Genomic DNA, 17,231 nt, shown 5'->3' with positions numbered 1-17,231 from the left:
AGGCGTGTTCGTTCAGTATGGAATGTGATCATGCGGTTACGTTGCGTGTGTGCTGGAAGCATCCTTTCTTAATCTTTCCGATCGTTGCGCTTCGGACGGCCTCGTGTCCGTGTGGCCCGCGTGGGAAGTGCGGGACGGTGTCGGCGCCACGGCTTGGCTGGGCGTCCGGCTGGAGTTCGGCGACGGCGCCCGGGTCGACGCGGTCGCCGTGGTGTCCGACGGGGGCGTCTCCATCGAGGACGTACGCGCCCGTCCGGCGCTCTCCCTGGAGGACCTGGCGGCGCTCGCCGACTGGATCGAGGATCCGCTCTCCAAGGCGTGCGGGGTCGCGGCCGAACCGGACGGCGAGGGTGCCGGGTCGAGCCGGGCCCGGCCGGCCTGGCCGCTGGGCGTCGAGGGGCAGTGGCTCGTCGCTCAGGAGTACCGCGCGGCCCAGGAGCTGGGCGCCGATCCCGTCCTCGCGGTGATGCGTGCGACGGGGCACAGCCGCCGAAGGTCGCTCCGGCTCATCGGGCAGGCGCGCGACGCGGGCTTCCTGACACCGCGCCGCGCCCGCCGCTGAGCACGCCCTCCCGAACGACCGTGGCCTCGGCGGCGGAACGGATCGAACGGTCCGTCAGAGCATGTCCCGCATCCGCGTGATCTCGCTCGTCTGCTGAGCGACCACCTCGTCGGCCATCTCCTCGATCGCGATGTTGTTGCCCTGTCCCTTCACGTCCGTGGCCATGGTGAGCGCCCCGTCGTGATGGGTGATCATCAACGTGAGGAAGAGCTGGTCGAACGCCTTCCCGTGCGCGGCGCGCAGCTTCTTCAGCTGTGCCTCGGTCGCCATGCCGGGCATCGCGGCGTGCTGCTCGTGGCCGTCGCCCTCCTCGGCCTTCACGGGCTTGCCGTGGTTCTTCAACCAGCCCTTCATCGCGCTGATCTCCGGGCCCTGCGCGGCGGCGATCCGCTCGGCCAGCGCCTTGACCTTCGTCGACTCACCGCGGTCCGGGGCGAGTTCGGTCATCTCCAGGGCCTGGGTGTGGTGCTCGATCATCATGCGCGCGTAGGCGACGTCCGCCGAGTTGGGGGAGTCGTCCTCGGCGCGCTGCCGTGCCGCCTCCTCGGCGGACAGCTTCCGGTTCGCCTCGCCGGGCTTGCCGGGCACGATCACCGAAGGTCCGCTCTCCTCGGCGGCCTCGGGCTCGGAGTCGCAGCCGCCCAGTGCGAACACGGCCAGGGCGGCCAACGCGGCAGCGAAGACGGGTGTCCGGCGGAAGGGCGTCTTCGTTACATGTTCATTGCCCCCTGTTGATATGTGCATGGCCATGACGATACTCGGGCTTGCATGAACCGTTCCAGTGGGAACGGACAAGGGAGGAAAACAGTGATCCTGTTCAGTAATCCCCGAACGCGGCGCAGACATCTGGGAGTTGCTGCCGCTGCCGCCGGACTCCTTGCCGCGCTGCTCACCGCGCAGCCGGCTGTCGCGACCCCCGATCCGGGGGACGCCCCCGTCACGGAGCAAGAGGTCTCCGAGAGCACCCGGGCAGAGGTGCGGGAGGCGCTCGCGGACGGCGCGATACCCGCCCAGGACGAGATCGTCCACTCGGACAACATCGAGCACCTGGCCTTCGTCCCCAAGGACGCGCTCCAGGGCACCAATTCGGACATCGCCTTCCAGGGCAAGTACGCCTTCGCCGGCAACTACGACGGCTTCCGGATCTTCGACATCAGCAACCCGAGGACTCCGAGGACGGTCGCCCAGGTCCTCTGCCCCGGCTCGCAGAACGACATTTCCGTCTCCGGCGACCTGCTGTTCCTGTCCACCGACTCCTCGCGCAGCGACAGCAGTTGCAACAGCACCACCCAGCCGGCGACCGAGAAGTCCTCGTGGGAGGGCATGAAGGTCTTCGACATCAGCGACAAGACCAACCCGAAGTACGTCTCCGCCGTCGAGACCGCCTGCGGCTCGCACACCCACACGCTGGTGCCGGAGCGCAAGGACGTCTACGTCTACGTCTCGTCGTACTCGCCGGACGCCACCTACCCGGACTGCCAGCCGCCGCACGACGGCATCTCCGTCATCAAGGTGCCGCGCAAGGCACCGGAGAAAGCGGCGGTCGTGAACTTCCCGGTGCTCTTCCCCGGTGAGGGTCCGGACGGCGGCGGCAACCCGGGCCCGCCCGCGGGCCAGCGCAAGACCACCGGCTGCCACGACATCACGGTGCTTCCCTCGAAGGACCTGGCCGCCGGTGCCTGCATGGGCGACGGCATCCTGCTGTCCATCAAGGACCCGGAGAACCCGAAGGTCATCGACCAGATCCGGGACGACGTGAACTTCGCGTTCTGGCACTCGGCGACCTTCAACCAGAAGGCGAACAAGGTCGTCTTCACCGACGAGTTGGGCGGCGGCGGGGCGGCCACCTGCAACGCGGAGATCGGCCCGGACCGCGGCGCCGACGGCATCTACGACATCGTCGGCAAGGGCGACAAGCGCAAGCTCGTCTTCCGCAGCTACTTCAAGATCCCCCGGCACCAGGCGGACACCGAGAACTGCGTGGCCCACAACGGCTCGCTGATCCCGGTCAAGGGCAAGGACATCATGGTCCAGGCCTGGTACCAGGGCGGCGTCTCCGTCTGGGACTTCACCGACTCGTCCCGCCCGAAGGAGATCGCCTACTTCGACCGGGGCCCGCTCACCACCGACGCCATCAAGTCGGGCGGTTCGTGGTCGGCGTACTACTACAACGGCTACATCTACTCGAACGAGTACGCCAGGGGCTTCGACGTCCTGAAGATCGACGACCGGCGCACGGACCCGGCCCGCTGGGTCAAGATCCGCGAACTCAACGTCCAGACGCAGCCGGACTACTTCGACTGACCGTCCGGGCAGCCGGGCGCCGACCCGGTTGCGAAGAACCGTGACAGATCCGTGTCGCACGTCCCGCCGGAGCCGGACCCCGGGTCCGGCGGGACTCCCATCTCCCACTCCAGCCGGTAGCGCTTGAACAACTCGGCCCGCAGCACCGGCACAGGCATCGGCACACCGGGCACCAGAGCCGCGTAGACGGCACCCATGAGCAGGGCGCGCAGCATCGGGTAGTCGGCGTCGACGTCCAGCGAGCCGTGCCGTACGCAGACGTCCCGCAGCAGCTCGGCCAGGCGCCGCTGCTCCGGGCACTGGACGAAGCCCTCGGCCTGCAGGATCCCCGCCATGTGCTGGCGCATCAGCACCGGCCGGTCCCGGGCCAGGCCCAGGATCGCGTCGATGGCCCGGGCCATGCGCTCCCGGCCGTCCTCGCTGCGCGGCTCGCGCTCCAGCGCCTCCTCCAGCGTGCGGTGCATCAGCCGGTGCACCGCGGACTGGACCAGCTGGCGTTTGCCGGGGAAGTAGTACGACACCAGACCGCGCGCCGAGCCCGCCCGGTCCGCGATGTCGCCCAGCGTCGTGGCGTCGTAGCCCCGCTCGCCGACCAGCTCGACGGCCGCCTGCAGAAGCCGCTCCCGGGATCGCCTCCGCAGCTCTTCATTGACCGAGGCGCTGCGCGGGGACATGCTGTAACTCCTGCGTTGACTGGCTGCCAGCCAACTATACTCAGCGCTTCCGGCCGGACCTTGATACGGCCTGGTCGGGGTTGCCGTCTGCCCTGGGCGACGCGGGGGATCGTCCAGGGCGATGGCGACCGCCCTGGGGAGGGGGCCGGGAGCTACCTGTCGGTCCCGGGGCCGGAACCGTTCGCCCGCGGGGCGGCGTGATCGGCGGTGGCGCCCACGAGATCCAGCACCGGCCGCAGGGCATCCGGCCGCTGTGCCGTCGGCAGATGGTCCACGAAGTGCACCGCGCAGCCCAGGGCCGCCGCACCGCCGTCCGCCCGCCGGTTGTCGCCGACCATGACGACGTCCCGGGGATCGGCGTCGAGTTCCGCGCAGGCGGCCGTGAACAGCCGGGGGTCGGGCTTCTGGACGCCGTGCTCGTAGGACAGCACGTAGGCGTCCACGTACGGATCGAGACCGTGCTCCCGGAACACCGGCCGCAGGTCCCAGCCGATGTTGCTGACGACCCCGACCCTGATGCCCCGCTCACGCAGCACCCGCAGCACCTCGGCGGCATCCGGGTACGGCCGCCACGCGGCCGGCGCCATATGGCGGTCGTAGAGGAGGTCGTGCAGCCGGTCGTCGGGGAGCTGGACGTGCCGGGAGAGCCCGGTGTAGGCGGCCCGGTGCAGCTCCGCGCTCTTGTCCCGCACTCCCCAGACGCTCGCGACGTCCTCGGGCAGCCACGAGGGATCTGCCCCGCCCGGCAACGCCCCCATCGTCTCCAGCGCCTGCGCTGCCTCGACCAGTTCCGCCTCGTCGAGCTCGATCTGCACCTCGGCGAGCGCTCCGCGCAGCCAGGACTCGGTGGACTCGACGCGGAAGAGGGTTCCGGAGAAATCGAACAGAACTGCGGTCATGCGGCGGATCTTACGGGCCCGCATCCCCTCACGCGGGAACTACGGGAATCGTTCGGCCCGCTCAGCCCCGCCACCGGGTGTGCACCCGCACCGCCACCACCACCACCAGCGCGCCCAGCAGCCAGCCGCCGACGACGTCCGTGGCCCAGTGGACGCCCAGCCACACCCGGGTCAGGCCGACGCCGGCCACCGAGAGCGCGGCCAGCGCGACGGCCGTACGCCACAGGGTGCGTTCGGGGCCGTAGCGGTGCAGGAGCCACAGCAGGAGGCCGCACACCACCGTGGCCGTCATGGCGTGGCCGGAGGGGAAGGCGGCGTAGTGCGCGGAGTCGACGGGGTCGGGCCAGACGGGGCGGGGGCGGTCGAGCAGGGCCTTCAGGGACTGCTGGACGGCCGCGGTCAGGGCGCACGTGGCCACCAGCCAGACGGCGGTCCAGCGTGCCGCTCTGCGCCACACCAGCCAGATCGCCACCGCCGCGGTCAGGATGCGCATCGTCCACGGATCCCAGACCCAGTCCGTCAGGATGCGGAACGCGTGCGTGACGCCCTTCTCGTCCACCGCCCAGCGGTGTGTGGTCTCGGCGATGTCCCCGTCGAGGGTCATCAGCGGGTACCACCGCACCGCGACCAGGGCGAGCAGCAGCACCGAGCAGACGGCCAGGGCACCGGCCCAGCGGGCGATGCCGCGCTCGGCCGACGGGCGGGGCGGGGATTCGACGGACTGGGTGTGCATAGTGTGATCCTCGCCGACCGATGGGGCGAGAGGCCAACGCAGGGGGTGGGTTTGCGACGCCCGCCACACGAGAACCGGCTGTTCCGGGAAGAAGTACCGCCGGAGAAGTACCACCGGGACGGGATCCGGGTACCCGGCCGCAGCCCCGACTATCCCAGTGCCCGCAGCCCCGGCCCGAACGCCACCAGCACCGGCACCACCGCCACCAGCGTTGCCGCCGCCGTCAGCCGGAGCCGACGGCCCGCCGTGAGCCGGTCCGGGGGAGTCAGCAGCCGGTTCACCCGCTGCGGCACCTGCGCCTGCGCGGTCGGGCAGGGTCCGAACACGCCTCGGTCCTTGTTGAGTTCGACCAGGGCGAGGGCGGTCGTCAGCCGGCCGAAGCGGCGGGAGGCCATGTCGTCGGCGGCGAGTTCGACCAGGCGGTGCATCTCGTCGCGGAACGCCGCGAACACCGGCACCTGCGGAAACCCGCCCGCCAGCGCCGCCGAGCAGTGCAGCAGCCAGTCGTGCCGGGCCTGTGCGTGGCCCTGCTCATGGGCGAGCAGGGCGTCCAACTGGCGCCCCTTCAGACGGCGCAGCGCGGCGGTGGTGATGACGAGCCGGGGCGCCGCGTCGGGCAGCCACCAGGCGTCCGGCCGCTCACCCTCCAGGATCACCAGCCGGTCGTTCCCGGGCTCCTCGCCGGGCAACACCGGGGCGCGCACGAGCAGTTCGGCCCGCCGCCGATGACGCCGGTCACGCGCGCGTACGACCTCCCGCACCAGCATCGCCGCGGTCCACAGGCCCCCGCACGCGAGCGTCACCGCGGTCGTCGCGGCCAACGGACCGCCCACACCGAGCGCGTACGCCTCCACGACGGCACGCGGTGCCGGGGCGAACACATGGCCGCGCACGGCCTGCCACGCGGCCGCCGCACTGAGCGTCATCGACAGCGCACAGCACAGCAGAACGGCAGCCACCGCACACTGCCACACCCACAGAGCGACCACGGGTTCACGGTCCGGCCAGTCGGCCCGCGCGAGCAGCCGTGGGGCGACGACGGCGGTCAGGGCGCCGAGCAGCAACAGTGCCGCGGGGACCATCATGGGCAGCACCCTATTGCTTCACAGCGTCACCAGCATTGCCACCATCGCGATCCCCATCGACAGCCGGCAGGCCCGCGCCAGCTCCGGCCGGTCACCCCAGCCGACGACCCCGAGGCCGCCGCTCCCGACGCCCTCGACACCTCCCGCGGCGACGGGTACCAGCCGTACGCCGGACAGCAGCACGTATCCCGTGAAGTACAGGAGCAGTACGCCCGTCACGAGCGGGATCCCGGAGCCGCCGTGTCCTCCCGCGTGCCCGGGCGAGGCGGCCATCGCGGCCGCCATGTAGACCATGGCAGACGCTCCCACCAGGTGGTGCAGATGGTGGACGCCCGCCCGCGCCGACCACAGCGCGTGCAGGGCGGCCACGCCGAACACGGCCGCGTAGCCGGGCCAGGCCCACGACGGCGGCGTGAACACCGCGCCGGGCACCGCCATCGCCGCCATGCCGAAGCCCATCAGCGCCTCACCGCCCGCGGCCCGGCGCTGCTCCTCGACGTGGCTGCGCATCCGCAGCAGACAGTAGGCGCCGGTCGCCGCACACAGCGCGACCAGCAGCCAGCCGTGCGAAGCCGGTCCGTGCACGCGCACCCTCCCCGCTCGACGGTCTCGGACAGTCCGTCGATGCCCCGACCTCGCGGCGCGCACGCGAGCGCAAGGGTGTACATGGGGAGCGTTCAGCGGAGCGCGGCAGGTCATCGCGCCGCCGCCTCCGCCGCCCACCTCATATTCTTTACGAGTAAAACACTTGCTAAGCTGATGAGCATGAGCAGTCGTCTCCCGCTCGCCGGCGTGCTGCGTCTCGGCCGGCCCTCCGACATCTGGTTCAAGCCCGCCCTGAGCGTGGTCGTCGCCGTAGCCCCGCCCAACCTCGCCCTGCTGGTGCTGGACCGCCTCGACCTGGCGATGTACACGATGGCCGGGTCCCTGTGCGCGCTCTACGCCCACAATCGCCCCTACGCCGCCCGGGCCCGCGCCCTGGCGTGGGTGGTGCTCGGCATGCTCGGCGGTCTGGCCGCCGCCCTGCTCGCGGCGTCGCTCACCACCGGCGCGGTCGTGCTGGTCACGGTGGGCGCGGTGCTGGCCGCCGTGCAGAAGGTGCTGTGCGACGCGACCCGGATCGGTCCGCCCGGCAATGTGGTCCTCACCTTCGTCAGCTCGGCCGCCCTGTTCGCCCCGCAGTCCCTCGCCCAGGTCCCCGGCCATCTCGCGCTGGCCGCGGCGTCCGGTGCGTGGGCCTGGCTGGTCGGCATGGCGCCGGGAATGCTGCGCCCGCACGGACCGGAGCGCCGGGCCGTCGCGGGTGCCCTGGACGCGGTGGCCGGGTACGTCGAGGCGGGCGATGTCGGCGGACGGGGTGGCCAGGGCGGACAGGGCGGTAGGGGTGGTCGGCGCGGACAGGGCGCCGGGGGTGGCCAGGGCGGCCGGAGTGAGGGGCGCGCCCGACGCCACACCGCCGCCGCTTCCCGCCTCCACGCTGCTGCTGTCCGCCCTCACACCACCGCCACCACCGCAGTCCAGGCCGCCCGGCAGACCCTGCTCTCCGCAGGCCGCCCCTCCGAGACCCGCCGCGCTCTCGAACGCCTCCTCGTCCGCGCCGAGGTCGCCCTCGCGGCCCCGGCCGACGCCGACCCCGGGCTGCTGCGCACCTGGGCCCGTCAGGCGCGGGGCAACCGCCCGGTGCCGGAGGTCGACGACCTCACGGGCCTCGGCGCCGGACTCGCCTCGCCGCGCCCGCTGTGGCGCCGCGTCCGCCCGCTGGCCCCACTGGCCGTACGCGTGGCCCTCGGCTGTGCCCTCGCCGGCTTTGTCTCCCTCGCCCTGGGGGTCGGCCGCCCCTACTGGGCCCTGGTCACCGCGGCGTCCCTGTACCAGGCCAACCTCACGCTCACCTGGGGCCGTGGCGTCCAGCGCGTCGTGGGCAACGTGCTCGGCGTCCTCCTCTTCGCCGCGGTCGTCCCGGTGGCCCACACCGGCGAGGTCGCCCTCGTGCTGTGCTGCCTCGCCCTCAACTTCGGTGCCGAGGCCCTGATGGGCCGCAACTACTGGCTCGGCAGCGTCTGCGTGACCCCGATGGCACTGCTGGTCACCGAGTTCGCCGGGTTCCAGGAGCCCGGGCGGCTGATCACCGAGCGGATCGTGGACACCCTGGTCGGCGCACTGGTCGGCCTCGTCGCCGCCGTGGCCGTACCCGACCGGCGTCGGCAGCGGGTCGTGCGCACCGAGCAGAGCGCACCCCGTACGCTCGCGGCTACGGGGCGGAGTCAACGGCCGCACCCGGATCAGCGCACGGGCAGCGAAACGACGGAGGGCGTACGGCCATGACGGCGACCAACGGCGGGCCGACCGGGACGAGACAGGACACGGTGGCCGCCGTGGTCAGGCAGTGGCAGAGCGTCCACCCCGACCTCGACACCGCCCCCATGGAGATCATCGGCCGCATCAACCGCTGTGCGGCCCTCCTCCAACAGGCCGAGGACGCCCCCCTGCGCCGTGCGGGCCTCAGCCGCCCCGAGTTCGACCTGCTCGGCGCGCTGCGCCGCACCGGCCACGAGCTGACGCCCAGCGAGCTCGCCCGGGAGACGTTTTCCTCGGGCGCCGCCGTCACCAAGCGCCTCAAGCTGCTGACCGAACGCGGCCTCGTGGAGCGCCGCGGTGACGCCCGGGACCGCCGTGTCGCCCACCTCCGGCTCACGGACGCGGGCCGGGAGCTCGTCGACGGCACCCTGCCCGAGCAGCTCGCGTACGAGACGGCCGTACTTTCCGGTATGGGCGCGCAGAGGCAGCACGAACTGGCCTCCCTGCTCGGCGAGTTGCTGAGCCAGCTGGAGGGACGGCTGGGCGCGCTGCGCGTCTGAGCCCATCCAATCCGAGCCCGCCGAGCTGCGGGTTTCGGAAGTTTCGAAGCGGGATCTCTGTTGACGCGGGATACGCGATCTTCCTAAGTTCAACCGGGTCGGTTCGGATCGCCGACTTATGTACGGCATGTCGAACCATGGGAGGGATGTCGTGACAGCCGAAGCCCCTGGCCCCCAGACGCTCACCGTCGACCTCGGCAGCGAGACGGGTCGCTTCCACGGTGGCGCGAGCGGCACGCTCTACGGCCTGTACGGCGACGGCGTACCCAGCCGTGCCGTCGTCGAGGGCATGTACGTCCGCACGGTCGCGACCAAGGCCCAGGACGGCATCCAGCACCCCGGCGCCGACGCCCTGGAGATCCTGCCGTCCTTCGTCGCGGCGGGCGGCAAGGACGTCTACGTCTACCTGCCCGACTTCTACCGTGGCTTCCCCTACGAGTGGCCGGGCGCCACGGGCGAGGAGCGGTTCGCCGGGTTCAAGGAGGTCGTCCGCCGCCAGGTCGAACACGCCCTCACACTGGGCGAGTTGGCCGAGCACATCGTGTACGTCCCGTTCAACGAACCCGAGGGCAACATGTTCGGCGAGGGGAAGTGGAGCCACGACGGCGTCTCCTGGCACACCGACCCGCGCCCCTACTTCGCGGCCTGGCAGGAGACCTACCACCTCATCAAGGGCCTCCACCCCGGGGCGCGTATCGCCGGCCCCAACACCTGCATCCTGTATCCCGAGGTCCGGGGCTTCCTGGAGTTCGCCAAGGAGCAGGGCGTCCTGCCCGACGTGATCACCTGGCACGAGCTGTCCTCGCCCGCCGAAGTGCGCACGAACGTCGCCAAGTACCGTGCATGGGAACGGGAGTTGGGCATCGGCCCGCTGCCCGTGAACCTCAACGAGTACGCCCACAACTACCATCTGTCCGTGCCTGGCCAGATGGTGCAGTGGATCTCCGCCATCGAGGAGTCCAAGGTCGACGCCGACATGGCGTACTGGAACATCGCCGGCAATCTCAACGACTCGGTGGTCGAGGCCAACAAGGGCAACGGCCAGTGGTGGCTGTTCAACGCCTACGGCCGGATGACGGGCAACACGGTGGAGGTCACCGCGCCGCAGCCGAACGTGCAGTACACCCTGCAGGGCGTCGCCACCCTGGACGCGGCCAAACGGCAGTCCCGGCTGCTGTTCGGCGGGTCGGGCGGTGCCGCGGACATCGTCTTCGCGCACGTCGACCCGGAGGTCTTCGGCGCGACGGTGCATGTGCGGCTCGACGAGATCCGCTGGACGGGCCAAGTCGGCGCCAGCGGGCCGCCGTTGGGTCTGCGCGACGACGAACTGCCCGTCGTGGACGGCACGGTGACCCTGCCCGTCACCGGCCTGGACGAGATGTCCGCGTACCAGGTGATCCTGTCGCCCGGTGGCCATGGCGCCGACTCCCTCGCGCCTGCGGTGTGTTGGCGGCGGACGTACGAGGCCGAGGACGCGACGTACACCGGCACCGGCTACTCCAGGAACGGTCCCGAAGGCTCCCCGTCCGCCGTCGACAGGTTCGCCACCTCGGGCGGTCACCACGTGGGCGGCCTGCGCACCGGCTCCGACGGCGTGCTCGCCTTCGACGTGGAGGTCCCGCAGGACGGGACGTACGAGATCAGCGTGTACGCCAACTCCCACAACGAGGCCGACCTGGTGCGCGACCAGGGCCCCACCAACGTCTTCCTGCGCATAGACGGCGAGCGACCGCGCGAACTGCTGCTGCCGCTCGGCTACAAGTGGGCGGTGTGGGGCCACACCGACACCGAGGCCGAACTCACCGCGGGCAGCCACCGGATCACCCTGGCCGCGCAGGACCCGGACCTCGGCGCCACCAAGGGCGACGCGGTCGTCGACAAGCTGGACCTCACCCTGCGCGACACCGAGGGCCCCGCGCTCTACGACGCCGAGTACGCGGACCTGCGCGACGGCGCCCGCGTCAGCCACGCCCACCGCGGCGCCTCGGGCCCCGGCGTCGCCGTACTGCCCCGGGGCGGCACCGCGACCTTCTGGGTGCACGCGGCCGACGACGGCGAGGCGACGGTCACCGTCGACCGGCTCGGCCCCGGCGAGGGCGTGGTGACGGTCAACGGCGAGGCGGCCGGCCGCGTCGAGGACCGCGCACTGCCGCTCTTCCTGCCCGGCGGCATCAACAAGATCACGGTCACCGGCACCTCGGACCTGCTGATCGTGGACCGGCTGCGGGTCGGCCCGTCCCGAGGCCTGCTGCCCGGCACGGCGTACGCCGCCGAGGACGGCAGCCTCACCGGCACCGCGAAGGTGACCGGGTTCGCGTACGCCACGGGCGGCAAGGCCGTGGACGGCATAGGCGCCGGTCCCGGGAACGCCCTCGCCCTGACGGTCACGGCCGAACACGCCGGCCGCCACGCCCTGACGATCCGCTACTCCAACGGCGAGCAGGCCCCGGCCACCCACTACAACCCGGACCCGATCTGCCGCCACGCCGACATCACGGTCAACGGGGGCGAGTCGCACCGGGTCCTGTTCCCCACCACCTTCCACTTCAACGACTTCCGGACCCTCACCGTCCCCGTCACCCTCGACCGCGGCGGCAACACCCTCACCCTCACCGCCGACGAACTCCCCGACTTCGACGGGGAGTCCAGGAACGCGCACGGTCAGCGCTCCGCGTACGCGCCGGTGATCGACCGCGTGGTGGTGACGCCGCTGACCGCGCGACGGTAGGCCCGTCTCAGCGCTCGTAGGCAGCGTCGTACACGCCGAACATCGCCCCCTGCGGGTCCCTCAGCACGGCGATGCGCGGTCCGTCGGGTACGGAGGTGGCCTCCATGAGGACGGTGCCGCCGGCCTCCGTCGCGTTCGCGGCCATGGTGTCCACGTCGGCCACGGCGAAATACGGCAGCCAGTGCGCCGGCACCTCGTGCGGGAACTTGTCGTCCATCGTCACCATGCCGCCGAAGTCGGCGCCGTCCAGGCCCCACTGGGTGTAGCGCTCCGAGGCGTTGACGCTCCAGCCGAACACCGTCGTGTAGAAGGCCTTCGCCTCCTCGGGCGCACGCGTCAGCAGCTCCACCCAGCCCAGCGCACCGGGTGCGTTGAGCACACCGGCGCCCGCGAAGCCGCGCTCCTGCCACAGCTGGAAGGCGGCGCCCTGCGGGTCGGTGACGGAGGCGAAGCGGCCCATGCCGGGGACGTCACCGGGTTCGTACACCACGGAGCCGCCCGCCGACCGCACCTTCGCCACCGTGGCGTCGAGGTCCGCCACGGCGAACGTCACGTACCAGACCACGGGGTGCGACAACGACTCCTCGCCCAGCGGGACGAGCGCGGCGACCGGGGCGTCCGCCAGATACGCGATCGTGTAGCCGCCCATCTCCTCGCGGGTGTCCGACTCCGTGCGCCAGCCGAACAGAGCGGCGTAGAACCGCCGGCCGGCCTCAAGATCGGGACATCCCACCTCGGCCCAGCACGGCCCGCCGGGCACCGGCTTGTCGAGCTTCATGGCGTTCCTTTCGCCGGGATCGCTGGGAGACCCCCTCCCAGCACGCTAAGCCCGGCTCCCCGGCCGCGGCCATCCGGCGAAACCCAGTGGAGCCCGGCGCCGCAGACGCCGTACCCTCGACCGCGTACCGCACCGCATGGCGGCCTCCGACACCGTTCTCCGACCGGAGGTCCCGCATGCCCGCGCTCGAAGTGCGCCCCTTCCGCCGCGCCGACCGCGACCAGCTCACCGAACTGATCAATCTGCATGTCGCCGCCGTCGTCCCCGGCGTCACCGTCTCCGTGAACACGGTGCTCGGCGCTCTGGAGCGACAGCCGGACGAGTTCATCACCGACCCGTGGGTGAGCGAGCGCGTGACCCTCGTCGCCGAGCAGCGCGACCACGTCGTGGCCGCCGCCCATCTGCTGCGCTACCGGGCGGACGACGCGGTCGGTCCGGCCTACCGGGACATCGGCGAGATCGGCTGGCTCGCCTGCCGTCCGCCGGCCTCCTTCCGGCCGGACGCCGACGAGGCAGCGGACCTGCTGATGAGCGCCTGCCTGGCCCAGCTGGCCCGCTGGAACGTACGCGCCCGATGGGCGAGCGGCGACATCCCCGCCCCGGCCGTCTACGGCCTGCCCCGCAACTGGCCGCACATCCGCGCCCTCTACGAACGCTCGGGCTTCCGGCACGTCGGCGACACCGAGGTCGTCCTGATCGCACGGGTGAGCGACCTGCCGCCCTCCGAGCCGTGGCCCGGCGTCACTGTCGACCGCACGCTGGGGGAGTGCGGCACCCGTTTCACGGCATACGAAGCCGACGGTCGTGCCCTCGGCTTCATCGAGGTCGACACGGCCCTGTCCCGCCCCGAGCGCCACACCCGGGGCAGCGGTCTCGCCGACATCGGCAACCTGCACATCGACCCGTCGGCGCACGGCCAGGGCCTGGAGCACCGGCTGCTGGGGCAGGCAGCCGACTGGCTGCGCCTGTGCGGCGTGGACCGCCTCCTCGCCTACGAGGCGGCCGGCGACGGCACGATGGTCGACCATCTGACCTCGGCCGGCTTCCGGGAGCTGACCCGCACCGACCGAGGCTGGGAACACCGGCTCTAGATCCCGGGCCGGTAGCGCAGCGGGTGGTCCGCGGGCACCTCCACCAGCACGATCCGCATCCCGTCCGGGTCGGCGATCCACATCTCGACCAGGCCCCAGGGCTCCTTCACCGGCGCCCGCACGATCTCGACGCCCTTGGTGCGCAGCTCGTCGTGTGCCGCCGCCACGTCCTCGACCTGCATCCACAGCTGCACGGCCGGGGACGGCGGCGTCTCGGACCGCCCTGAGACCTCCAGGAAGCCCCCGCCGAGGAAGTAGACGGTCCCGCGCTCCGGCCCGGTCCCGAACTCGCGGTAGACGGCCAGGCCCAGTTGCTCGCCGTAGAAGACCCGGGAGCGCTCGGGGTCGGTGGGACGGAGAAGGGTCCGTCCGCTCAGTACGTGCACCATGCAGCCGGAGCCTAGTGGCGCGTTACGCTCAGCGGTGCTCGTGCCGCGCCCTCGAAGTGGAGAAGTGCCCCATGGAAACCGCCGCGACCCCCGCCGCCTCCGTACTCGTCTTCCGTGACGCCCTCGACGCCGACGTGGACACCCTGGTCGCGCTGATCGAGTCCGCCTACCGCGGGGACTCCAGCCGGACCGGGTGGACGACCGAGGCGGACATCCTCGAAGGGCAGCGGACCGACCCGGAGGGCGTGCTGGAGGTCATCAAGTCGCCCGACAGCCGACTGCTGACGGTCGAGCTGGAGAGGCAGGTCGTCGCCTGCTGCCAGCTCGAACACCGCGGTGACCACGCCTACTTCGGGATGTTCGCGGTCAGCCCGGCACTCCAGGGCGCCGGACACGGCAAGGTGATCATCGCGGAGGCGGAGCGGCAGGCCCAGGAGACGTGGGGCGTGCGCGAGATGCACATGACCGTGATCTCCGTACGGAACGACCTCATCGCCTGGTACGAGCGGCGCGGCTACCGCCGTACGGGCCGGATGACCCCGTTCCCGTACGGCGACGAGCGCTTCGGCATCCCGCAGCGCGACGACCTGCAGTTCGAGCTGCTGGTCAAGGAACTGGCGTGACGTTCATGCGGTCGGCGGTCACGCCGTGAAGCGGCCGGTGCGCTTGATCTCCGGGTAGTCGGTGGTCGCGCCGTCCAATTCCAGGGCCCGCACGAGACGCAGGTGGTCCTGGGTGTTGACCACCCAGCCGATGATCCTGAGGTCCGCCTTGCGGGCGCGCTCCACGACTTCCAGGGTGAGTCGGCGGATGTTCAGGCACACGGTCGCCGCACCGGCCTCGACGGCGCGGTCGACGATGTCGGTGCCATAGCGGCTGGCGATCAGCGCGGTCCGGACCCCGGGCACCAGGCGGGCGATCTCGGCGACCGCCTCGTCGTGGAACGAGGACACCTCGACCCGGGAGACCAGGTCCCGGCTGGTCATGACCTCGGCGAGCGCCCGGGCCGCCGCGACGTCCTTGATCTCGGCCTGGAGCGGCGACCTCACGGCGTCCAGGACCTCTTCGAAGACCGGCACGCGCTCGCCGCGGCCCGCGTCCAGGGCGCGCAGCTCGGCGAGGGTCTTGTCGGCGATCGGGCCGGTGCCGTCGGTCGTGCGGTCCACGTCGGTGTCGTGCATGACGACGAGGGCGCCGTCCTTGCTCAGGTGGAGATCGAGTTCGATGACATCGAGGCCGGCCTGCTGGGCGGCGACGAAGGAACGGAGGGTGTTCTCGGGTTCGACACCCATGACTCCGCGGTGACCGATGGTAAGGAAGTTCAAGATTCAACTCGCTTCCGTCGACGGCGGCTCGGCAGCGCGCGAACCGGAGCGGACTGTTCGCGCGGCAGTGCCGCAGCCTAGTGGCCCGGGCGCGTGATGAACCCCACGTGTACACGGGGTTTGCGGCAGGGGGCATGTCGTACCTGGATCGCGCGCCTCCGGATGGTCACCCTGGCGTGGGCGAGTCACGCGGGGATTGACCCGCCGGAGGGGGCCCGCCCCGCGTATGCCCGTGCGATGCGGAAGTATTCGCCGCCGGGATGACCGACAGGAAAAAGTTCGGTGACCTTGAAGGTCGACAGGATAATTTCCCGAGTCTCCTCTTGCTGGGAGAAACCTCGTCCGCATACGGTGTCCATACGCGAGGTTCTCCCGTGGAGGATGGGACATGACGGAAATTCTTGTGCAGGCGGCTACGGAGGAGCGGATTCCTCCCGCGATCAGGGTGGTTGAGCACCCGGCGTGGCCGGTGCTCAAGGACGCCGTGGAACGGATACGTCCCTGGCAGTCCAAGGACGGGTCGATCGACTTCGAGGCCGAGGGCGCTCCCGCCCGTGTGGATGCCGAGGCCGCCGTACGGCGTGTCGTGGGCGCCGTCGAGGAGCTCTCCCCGCTGCTGCCGCACGACGCCGCCTACCACCAGGCCCTGGTCAAGGACCTGATCCGCTGGGCCGAGGGCGGCTTCGAGGTGCCCGACTTCCTCGACTCGCTGCTGGCCTTCCAGCCGGCCGCGGGCCGCACAGACGGCCTCCAGCACCTGGTCGTCTTCGCGATGTACACGCAGAACGGCAACCCCGACCGCAACCTCGAAGCGGTCGTGCTGCGCATGGTCTGGCCGGAGTGGCTGGCCGAGCTGGAGCGTACCCGCTACGACAACCCGCTGTTCTGCGGCATCAAGTTCGAGGACTTCACGGCCGGCTACGACACCAACTCCGCCGTGCTCTTCCCCGAGACGATCGCCGTGCGCGAGGCCCCGGAGCGCTTCACCTGGGGTGGCATCTTCTGTGACCGCGAGGCCGCCCGCTTCCGCCGGGTGAGCGACGCCGCGGTCGACATCCTGGGCCTCGACCTGCCCGAGGACATCGCCGCGATGGTCCACGACCAGAAGCGCTGCGAGGAGGCCTTCGTACTGTGGGACATGGTCCACGACCGCACCCACAGCCACGGCGACCTGCCGTTCGACCCGTTCATGATCAAGCAGCGCCAGCCGTTCTGGATGTACGGCCTCGAAGAGCTGCGCTGCGACCTCACCGCCTTCAAGGAGGCCGTGAAGCTCCAGACGGACGGCGTCCCGCAGGCCCGTGACGTGCAGTACGCGGTGCTGTTCGACCGCATGTTCCGCTTCCCGGTCACCGGTGAGCGGGTGCGCAACTACGACGGCCTCGGCGGGCAGCTGCTCTTCGCCTACCTGCACAAGCACGACGTCATCCGCTGGACCGACAACAAGCTGCACATCGACTGGGACCGCGCTCCGCAGGTCACCAACCAGCTGTGCGCAGAGATCGAGAAGCTCTACCGCGACGGCATCGACCGCCCGAAGCTCGTCCACTGGTTCGCCGCCTACGAGCTCGTCTCCACCTACCTCGCCCCGCACCCGGGCTCCCGCTGGGCCAAGGGCCCGGACGCCCTGGACCTGACCCAGCCGCCGCGCAAACTCGTCGATGACGTGCTTCCGGACGAGTTTCCGCTGAGCATGTTCTATGAGGCCCTGTCCAAGAAGCTCAAGAACGTGATCGCCTCCACCAAGGGCATCACGGCGGACAGCGCCGAGCGGATCGCCGCGTGAGCGACCGCGGTACCCAGAA

17 protein-coding genes are annotated in these 17,231 nt (G+C 71.2%); 8 read left to right on the top strand and 9 right to left on the bottom strand.

Annotated features, from left to right (window positions below; all coding sequences use genetic code 11):
- Nucleotides 1–103 precede the first annotated feature (103 nt).
- Entirely contained in the window at nt 104–562 is a 459-nt protein-coding gene (locus BLU79_RS01520; RefSeq protein ID WP_093903718.1) for a DUF6214 family protein, read from the top strand.
- A gap of 54 nt (nt 563–616) precedes the next feature.
- Here BLU79_RS01520 and BLU79_RS01515 read toward each other — a convergent pair whose 3' ends face one another.
- Nucleotides 617–1,306 carry a DUF305 domain-containing protein gene (locus BLU79_RS01515; protein WP_093904180.1) on the bottom strand — a complete coding sequence of 230 codons (690 nt, stop codon included), beginning with the start codon at nt 1,304–1,306 and terminating at the stop codon, nt 617–619.
- A 24-nt stretch (nt 1,307–1,330) separates the two neighbouring features.
- On the opposite strand from BLU79_RS01515, the gene BLU79_RS01510 reads away from it, so the two are divergent.
- Nucleotides 1,331–2,866: an LVIVD repeat-containing protein gene (locus BLU79_RS01510; RefSeq protein ID WP_371131793.1), complete on the top strand. Its 1,536-nt coding sequence runs from the start codon at nt 1,331–1,333 to the stop codon at nt 2,864–2,866.
- Here the strand turns inward: BLU79_RS01510 and BLU79_RS01505 are convergent.
- From BLU79_RS01505 to BLU79_RS01485, 5 genes are all read right to left on the bottom strand, one after another.
- Nucleotides 2,854–3,540, bottom strand: a complete 687-nt coding sequence (locus BLU79_RS01505) for a TetR/AcrR family transcriptional regulator (protein ID WP_093903716.1) — start codon at nt 3,538–3,540, stop codon at nt 2,854–2,856. The two genes, BLU79_RS01510 and BLU79_RS01505, sit on opposite strands and share 13 nt — an antisense overlap.
- A 152-nt stretch (nt 3,541–3,692) precedes the next feature.
- Complete coding sequence (locus BLU79_RS01500; protein ID WP_093904179.1) at nt 3,693–4,439, bottom strand: HAD family hydrolase; 747 nt, start codon at nt 4,437–4,439, stop codon at nt 3,693–3,695.
- 61 nt (nt 4,440–4,500) lie between these two features.
- A complete protein-coding gene (locus tag BLU79_RS01495) occupies nt 4,501–5,172 on the bottom strand; it encodes a phosphatase PAP2 family protein (RefSeq protein ID WP_093903715.1) in 672 nt (223 codons plus the stop codon).
- Between the two features lie 149 nt (nt 5,173–5,321).
- A complete protein-coding gene (locus BLU79_RS01490; RefSeq protein ID WP_093903714.1) occupies nt 5,322–6,257 on the bottom strand; it encodes a M56 family metallopeptidase in 936 nt (311 codons plus the stop codon).
- An 18-nt stretch (nt 6,258–6,275) separates the two neighbouring features.
- Nucleotides 6,276–6,842 (bottom strand): DUF5134 domain-containing protein, encoded by a 567-nt coding sequence (locus BLU79_RS01485; protein WP_093903713.1) that lies wholly within the window; start codon nt 6,840–6,842, stop codon nt 6,276–6,278.
- A 180-nt stretch (nt 6,843–7,022) separates the two neighbouring features.
- Here BLU79_RS01485 and BLU79_RS01480 point away from each other — a divergent pair, with 180 nt between their 5' ends.
- The 3 genes from BLU79_RS01480 (at nt 7,023) to BLU79_RS01470 (ending at nt 11,843) form a co-directional block, all read left to right on the top strand.
- Nucleotides 7,023–8,582, top strand: coding sequence for an FUSC family protein (locus BLU79_RS01480; RefSeq protein WP_177000821.1), 1,560 nt, complete (start codon nt 7,023–7,025; stop codon nt 8,580–8,582).
- Nucleotides 8,579–9,115: a MarR family winged helix-turn-helix transcriptional regulator gene (locus tag BLU79_RS01475; RefSeq protein ID WP_093903711.1), complete on the top strand. Its 537-nt coding sequence runs from the start codon at nt 8,579–8,581 to the stop codon at nt 9,113–9,115. Before BLU79_RS01480 ends, BLU79_RS01475 begins: the two co-directional genes overlap by 4 nt.
- A gap of 118 nt (nt 9,116–9,233) precedes the next feature.
- Nucleotides 9,234–11,843 carry a cellulosome protein gene (locus tag BLU79_RS01470; protein WP_371131792.1) on the top strand — a complete coding sequence of 870 codons (2,610 nt, stop codon included), beginning with the start codon at nt 9,234–9,236 and terminating at the stop codon, nt 11,841–11,843.
- Nucleotides 11,844–11,850: 7 nt separating this feature from the next.
- Here the strand turns inward: BLU79_RS01470 and BLU79_RS01465 are convergent, their stop codons facing one another.
- Entirely contained in the window at nt 11,851–12,621 is a 771-nt protein-coding gene (locus BLU79_RS01465) for a VOC family protein (RefSeq protein ID WP_093903709.1), read from the bottom strand.
- A 176-nt stretch (nt 12,622–12,797) separates the two neighbouring features.
- Here BLU79_RS01465 and BLU79_RS01460 point away from each other — a divergent pair, with 176 nt between their 5' ends.
- Complete coding sequence (locus BLU79_RS01460) at nt 12,798–13,712, top strand: GNAT family N-acetyltransferase (protein WP_093903708.1); 915 nt, start codon at nt 12,798–12,800, stop codon at nt 13,710–13,712.
- Here BLU79_RS01460 and BLU79_RS01455 read toward each other — a convergent pair.
- Entirely contained in the window at nt 13,709–14,101 is a 393-nt protein-coding gene (locus tag BLU79_RS01455) for a VOC family protein (RefSeq protein ID WP_093903707.1), read from the bottom strand. The genes BLU79_RS01460 and BLU79_RS01455 overlap by 4 nt on opposite strands.
- A gap of 71 nt (nt 14,102–14,172) precedes the next feature.
- Between BLU79_RS01455 and BLU79_RS01450 the strand changes: the two genes are divergently transcribed.
- Nucleotides 14,173–14,724, top strand: coding sequence for a GNAT family N-acetyltransferase (locus BLU79_RS01450; protein WP_093903706.1), 552 nt, complete (start codon nt 14,173–14,175; stop codon nt 14,722–14,724).
- Between the two features lie 18 nt (nt 14,725–14,742).
- Here the strand turns inward: BLU79_RS01450 and BLU79_RS01445 are convergent, their stop codons facing one another.
- Entirely contained in the window at nt 14,743–15,426 is a 684-nt protein-coding gene (locus BLU79_RS01445) for a glycerophosphodiester phosphodiesterase (RefSeq protein ID WP_093903705.1), read from the bottom strand.
- 388 nt (nt 15,427–15,814) lie between these two features.
- Between BLU79_RS01445 and BLU79_RS01440 the strand changes: the two genes are divergently transcribed.
- Complete coding sequence (locus BLU79_RS01440) at nt 15,815–17,212, top strand: DUF6421 family protein (RefSeq protein WP_093903704.1); 1,398 nt, start codon at nt 15,815–15,817, stop codon at nt 17,210–17,212.
- Nucleotides 17,213–17,231: the final 19 nt, after the last annotated feature.

It is taken from the genome of Streptomyces sp. cf386 (assembly GCF_900103585.1).
GTDB lineage: Bacteria > Actinomycetota > Actinomycetes > Streptomycetales > Streptomycetaceae > Streptomyces.
This window is presented reverse-complemented; position numbering and strand designations above follow the sequence as displayed.

What these genes read in the sequence shown, in the direction of transcription:
- BLU79_RS01490 (WP_093903714.1), bottom strand. Translation starts at nt 6,257, where the DNA reads ATGATGGTCCCCGCGGCACTGTTGCTGCTCGGCGCCCTGACCGCCGTC.
- BLU79_RS01475 (WP_093903711.1), top strand. Translation starts at nt 8,579, where the DNA reads ATGACGGCGACCAACGGCGGGCCGACCGGGACGAGACAGGACACGGTG.
- BLU79_RS01470 (WP_371131792.1), top strand. Translation starts at nt 9,234, where the DNA reads ATGTACGGCATGTCGAACCATGGGAGGGATGTCGTGACAGCCGAAGCC.
- BLU79_RS01480 (WP_177000821.1), top strand. Translation starts at nt 7,023, where the DNA reads ATGAGCAGTCGTCTCCCGCTCGCCGGCGTGCTGCGTCTCGGCCGGCCC.
- BLU79_RS01515 (WP_093904180.1), bottom strand. Translation starts at nt 1,306, where the DNA reads ATGCACATATCAACAGGGGGCAATGAACATGTAACGAAGACGCCCTTC.
- BLU79_RS01465 (WP_093903709.1), bottom strand. Translation starts at nt 12,621, where the DNA reads ATGAAGCTCGACAAGCCGGTGCCCGGCGGGCCGTGCTGGGCCGAGGTG.
- BLU79_RS01505 (WP_093903716.1), bottom strand. Translation starts at nt 3,540, where the DNA reads ATGTCCCCGCGCAGCGCCTCGGTCAATGAAGAGCTGCGGAGGCGATCC.
- BLU79_RS01460 (WP_093903708.1), top strand. Translation starts at nt 12,798, where the DNA reads ATGCCCGCGCTCGAAGTGCGCCCCTTCCGCCGCGCCGACCGCGACCAG.
- BLU79_RS01450 (WP_093903706.1), top strand. Translation starts at nt 14,173, where the DNA reads ATGGAAACCGCCGCGACCCCCGCCGCCTCCGTACTCGTCTTCCGTGAC.
- BLU79_RS01440 (WP_093903704.1), top strand. Translation starts at nt 15,815, where the DNA reads ATGACGGAAATTCTTGTGCAGGCGGCTACGGAGGAGCGGATTCCTCCC.
- BLU79_RS01455 (WP_093903707.1), bottom strand. Translation starts at nt 14,101, where the DNA reads ATGGTGCACGTACTGAGCGGACGGACCCTTCTCCGTCCCACCGACCCC.
- BLU79_RS01495 (WP_093903715.1), bottom strand. Translation starts at nt 5,172, where the DNA reads ATGCACACCCAGTCCGTCGAATCCCCGCCCCGCCCGTCGGCCGAGCGC.
- BLU79_RS01500 (WP_093904179.1), bottom strand. Translation starts at nt 4,439, where the DNA reads ATGACCGCAGTTCTGTTCGATTTCTCCGGAACCCTCTTCCGCGTCGAG.
- BLU79_RS01510 (WP_371131793.1), top strand. Translation starts at nt 1,331, where the DNA reads ATGAACCGTTCCAGTGGGAACGGACAAGGGAGGAAAACAGTGATCCTG.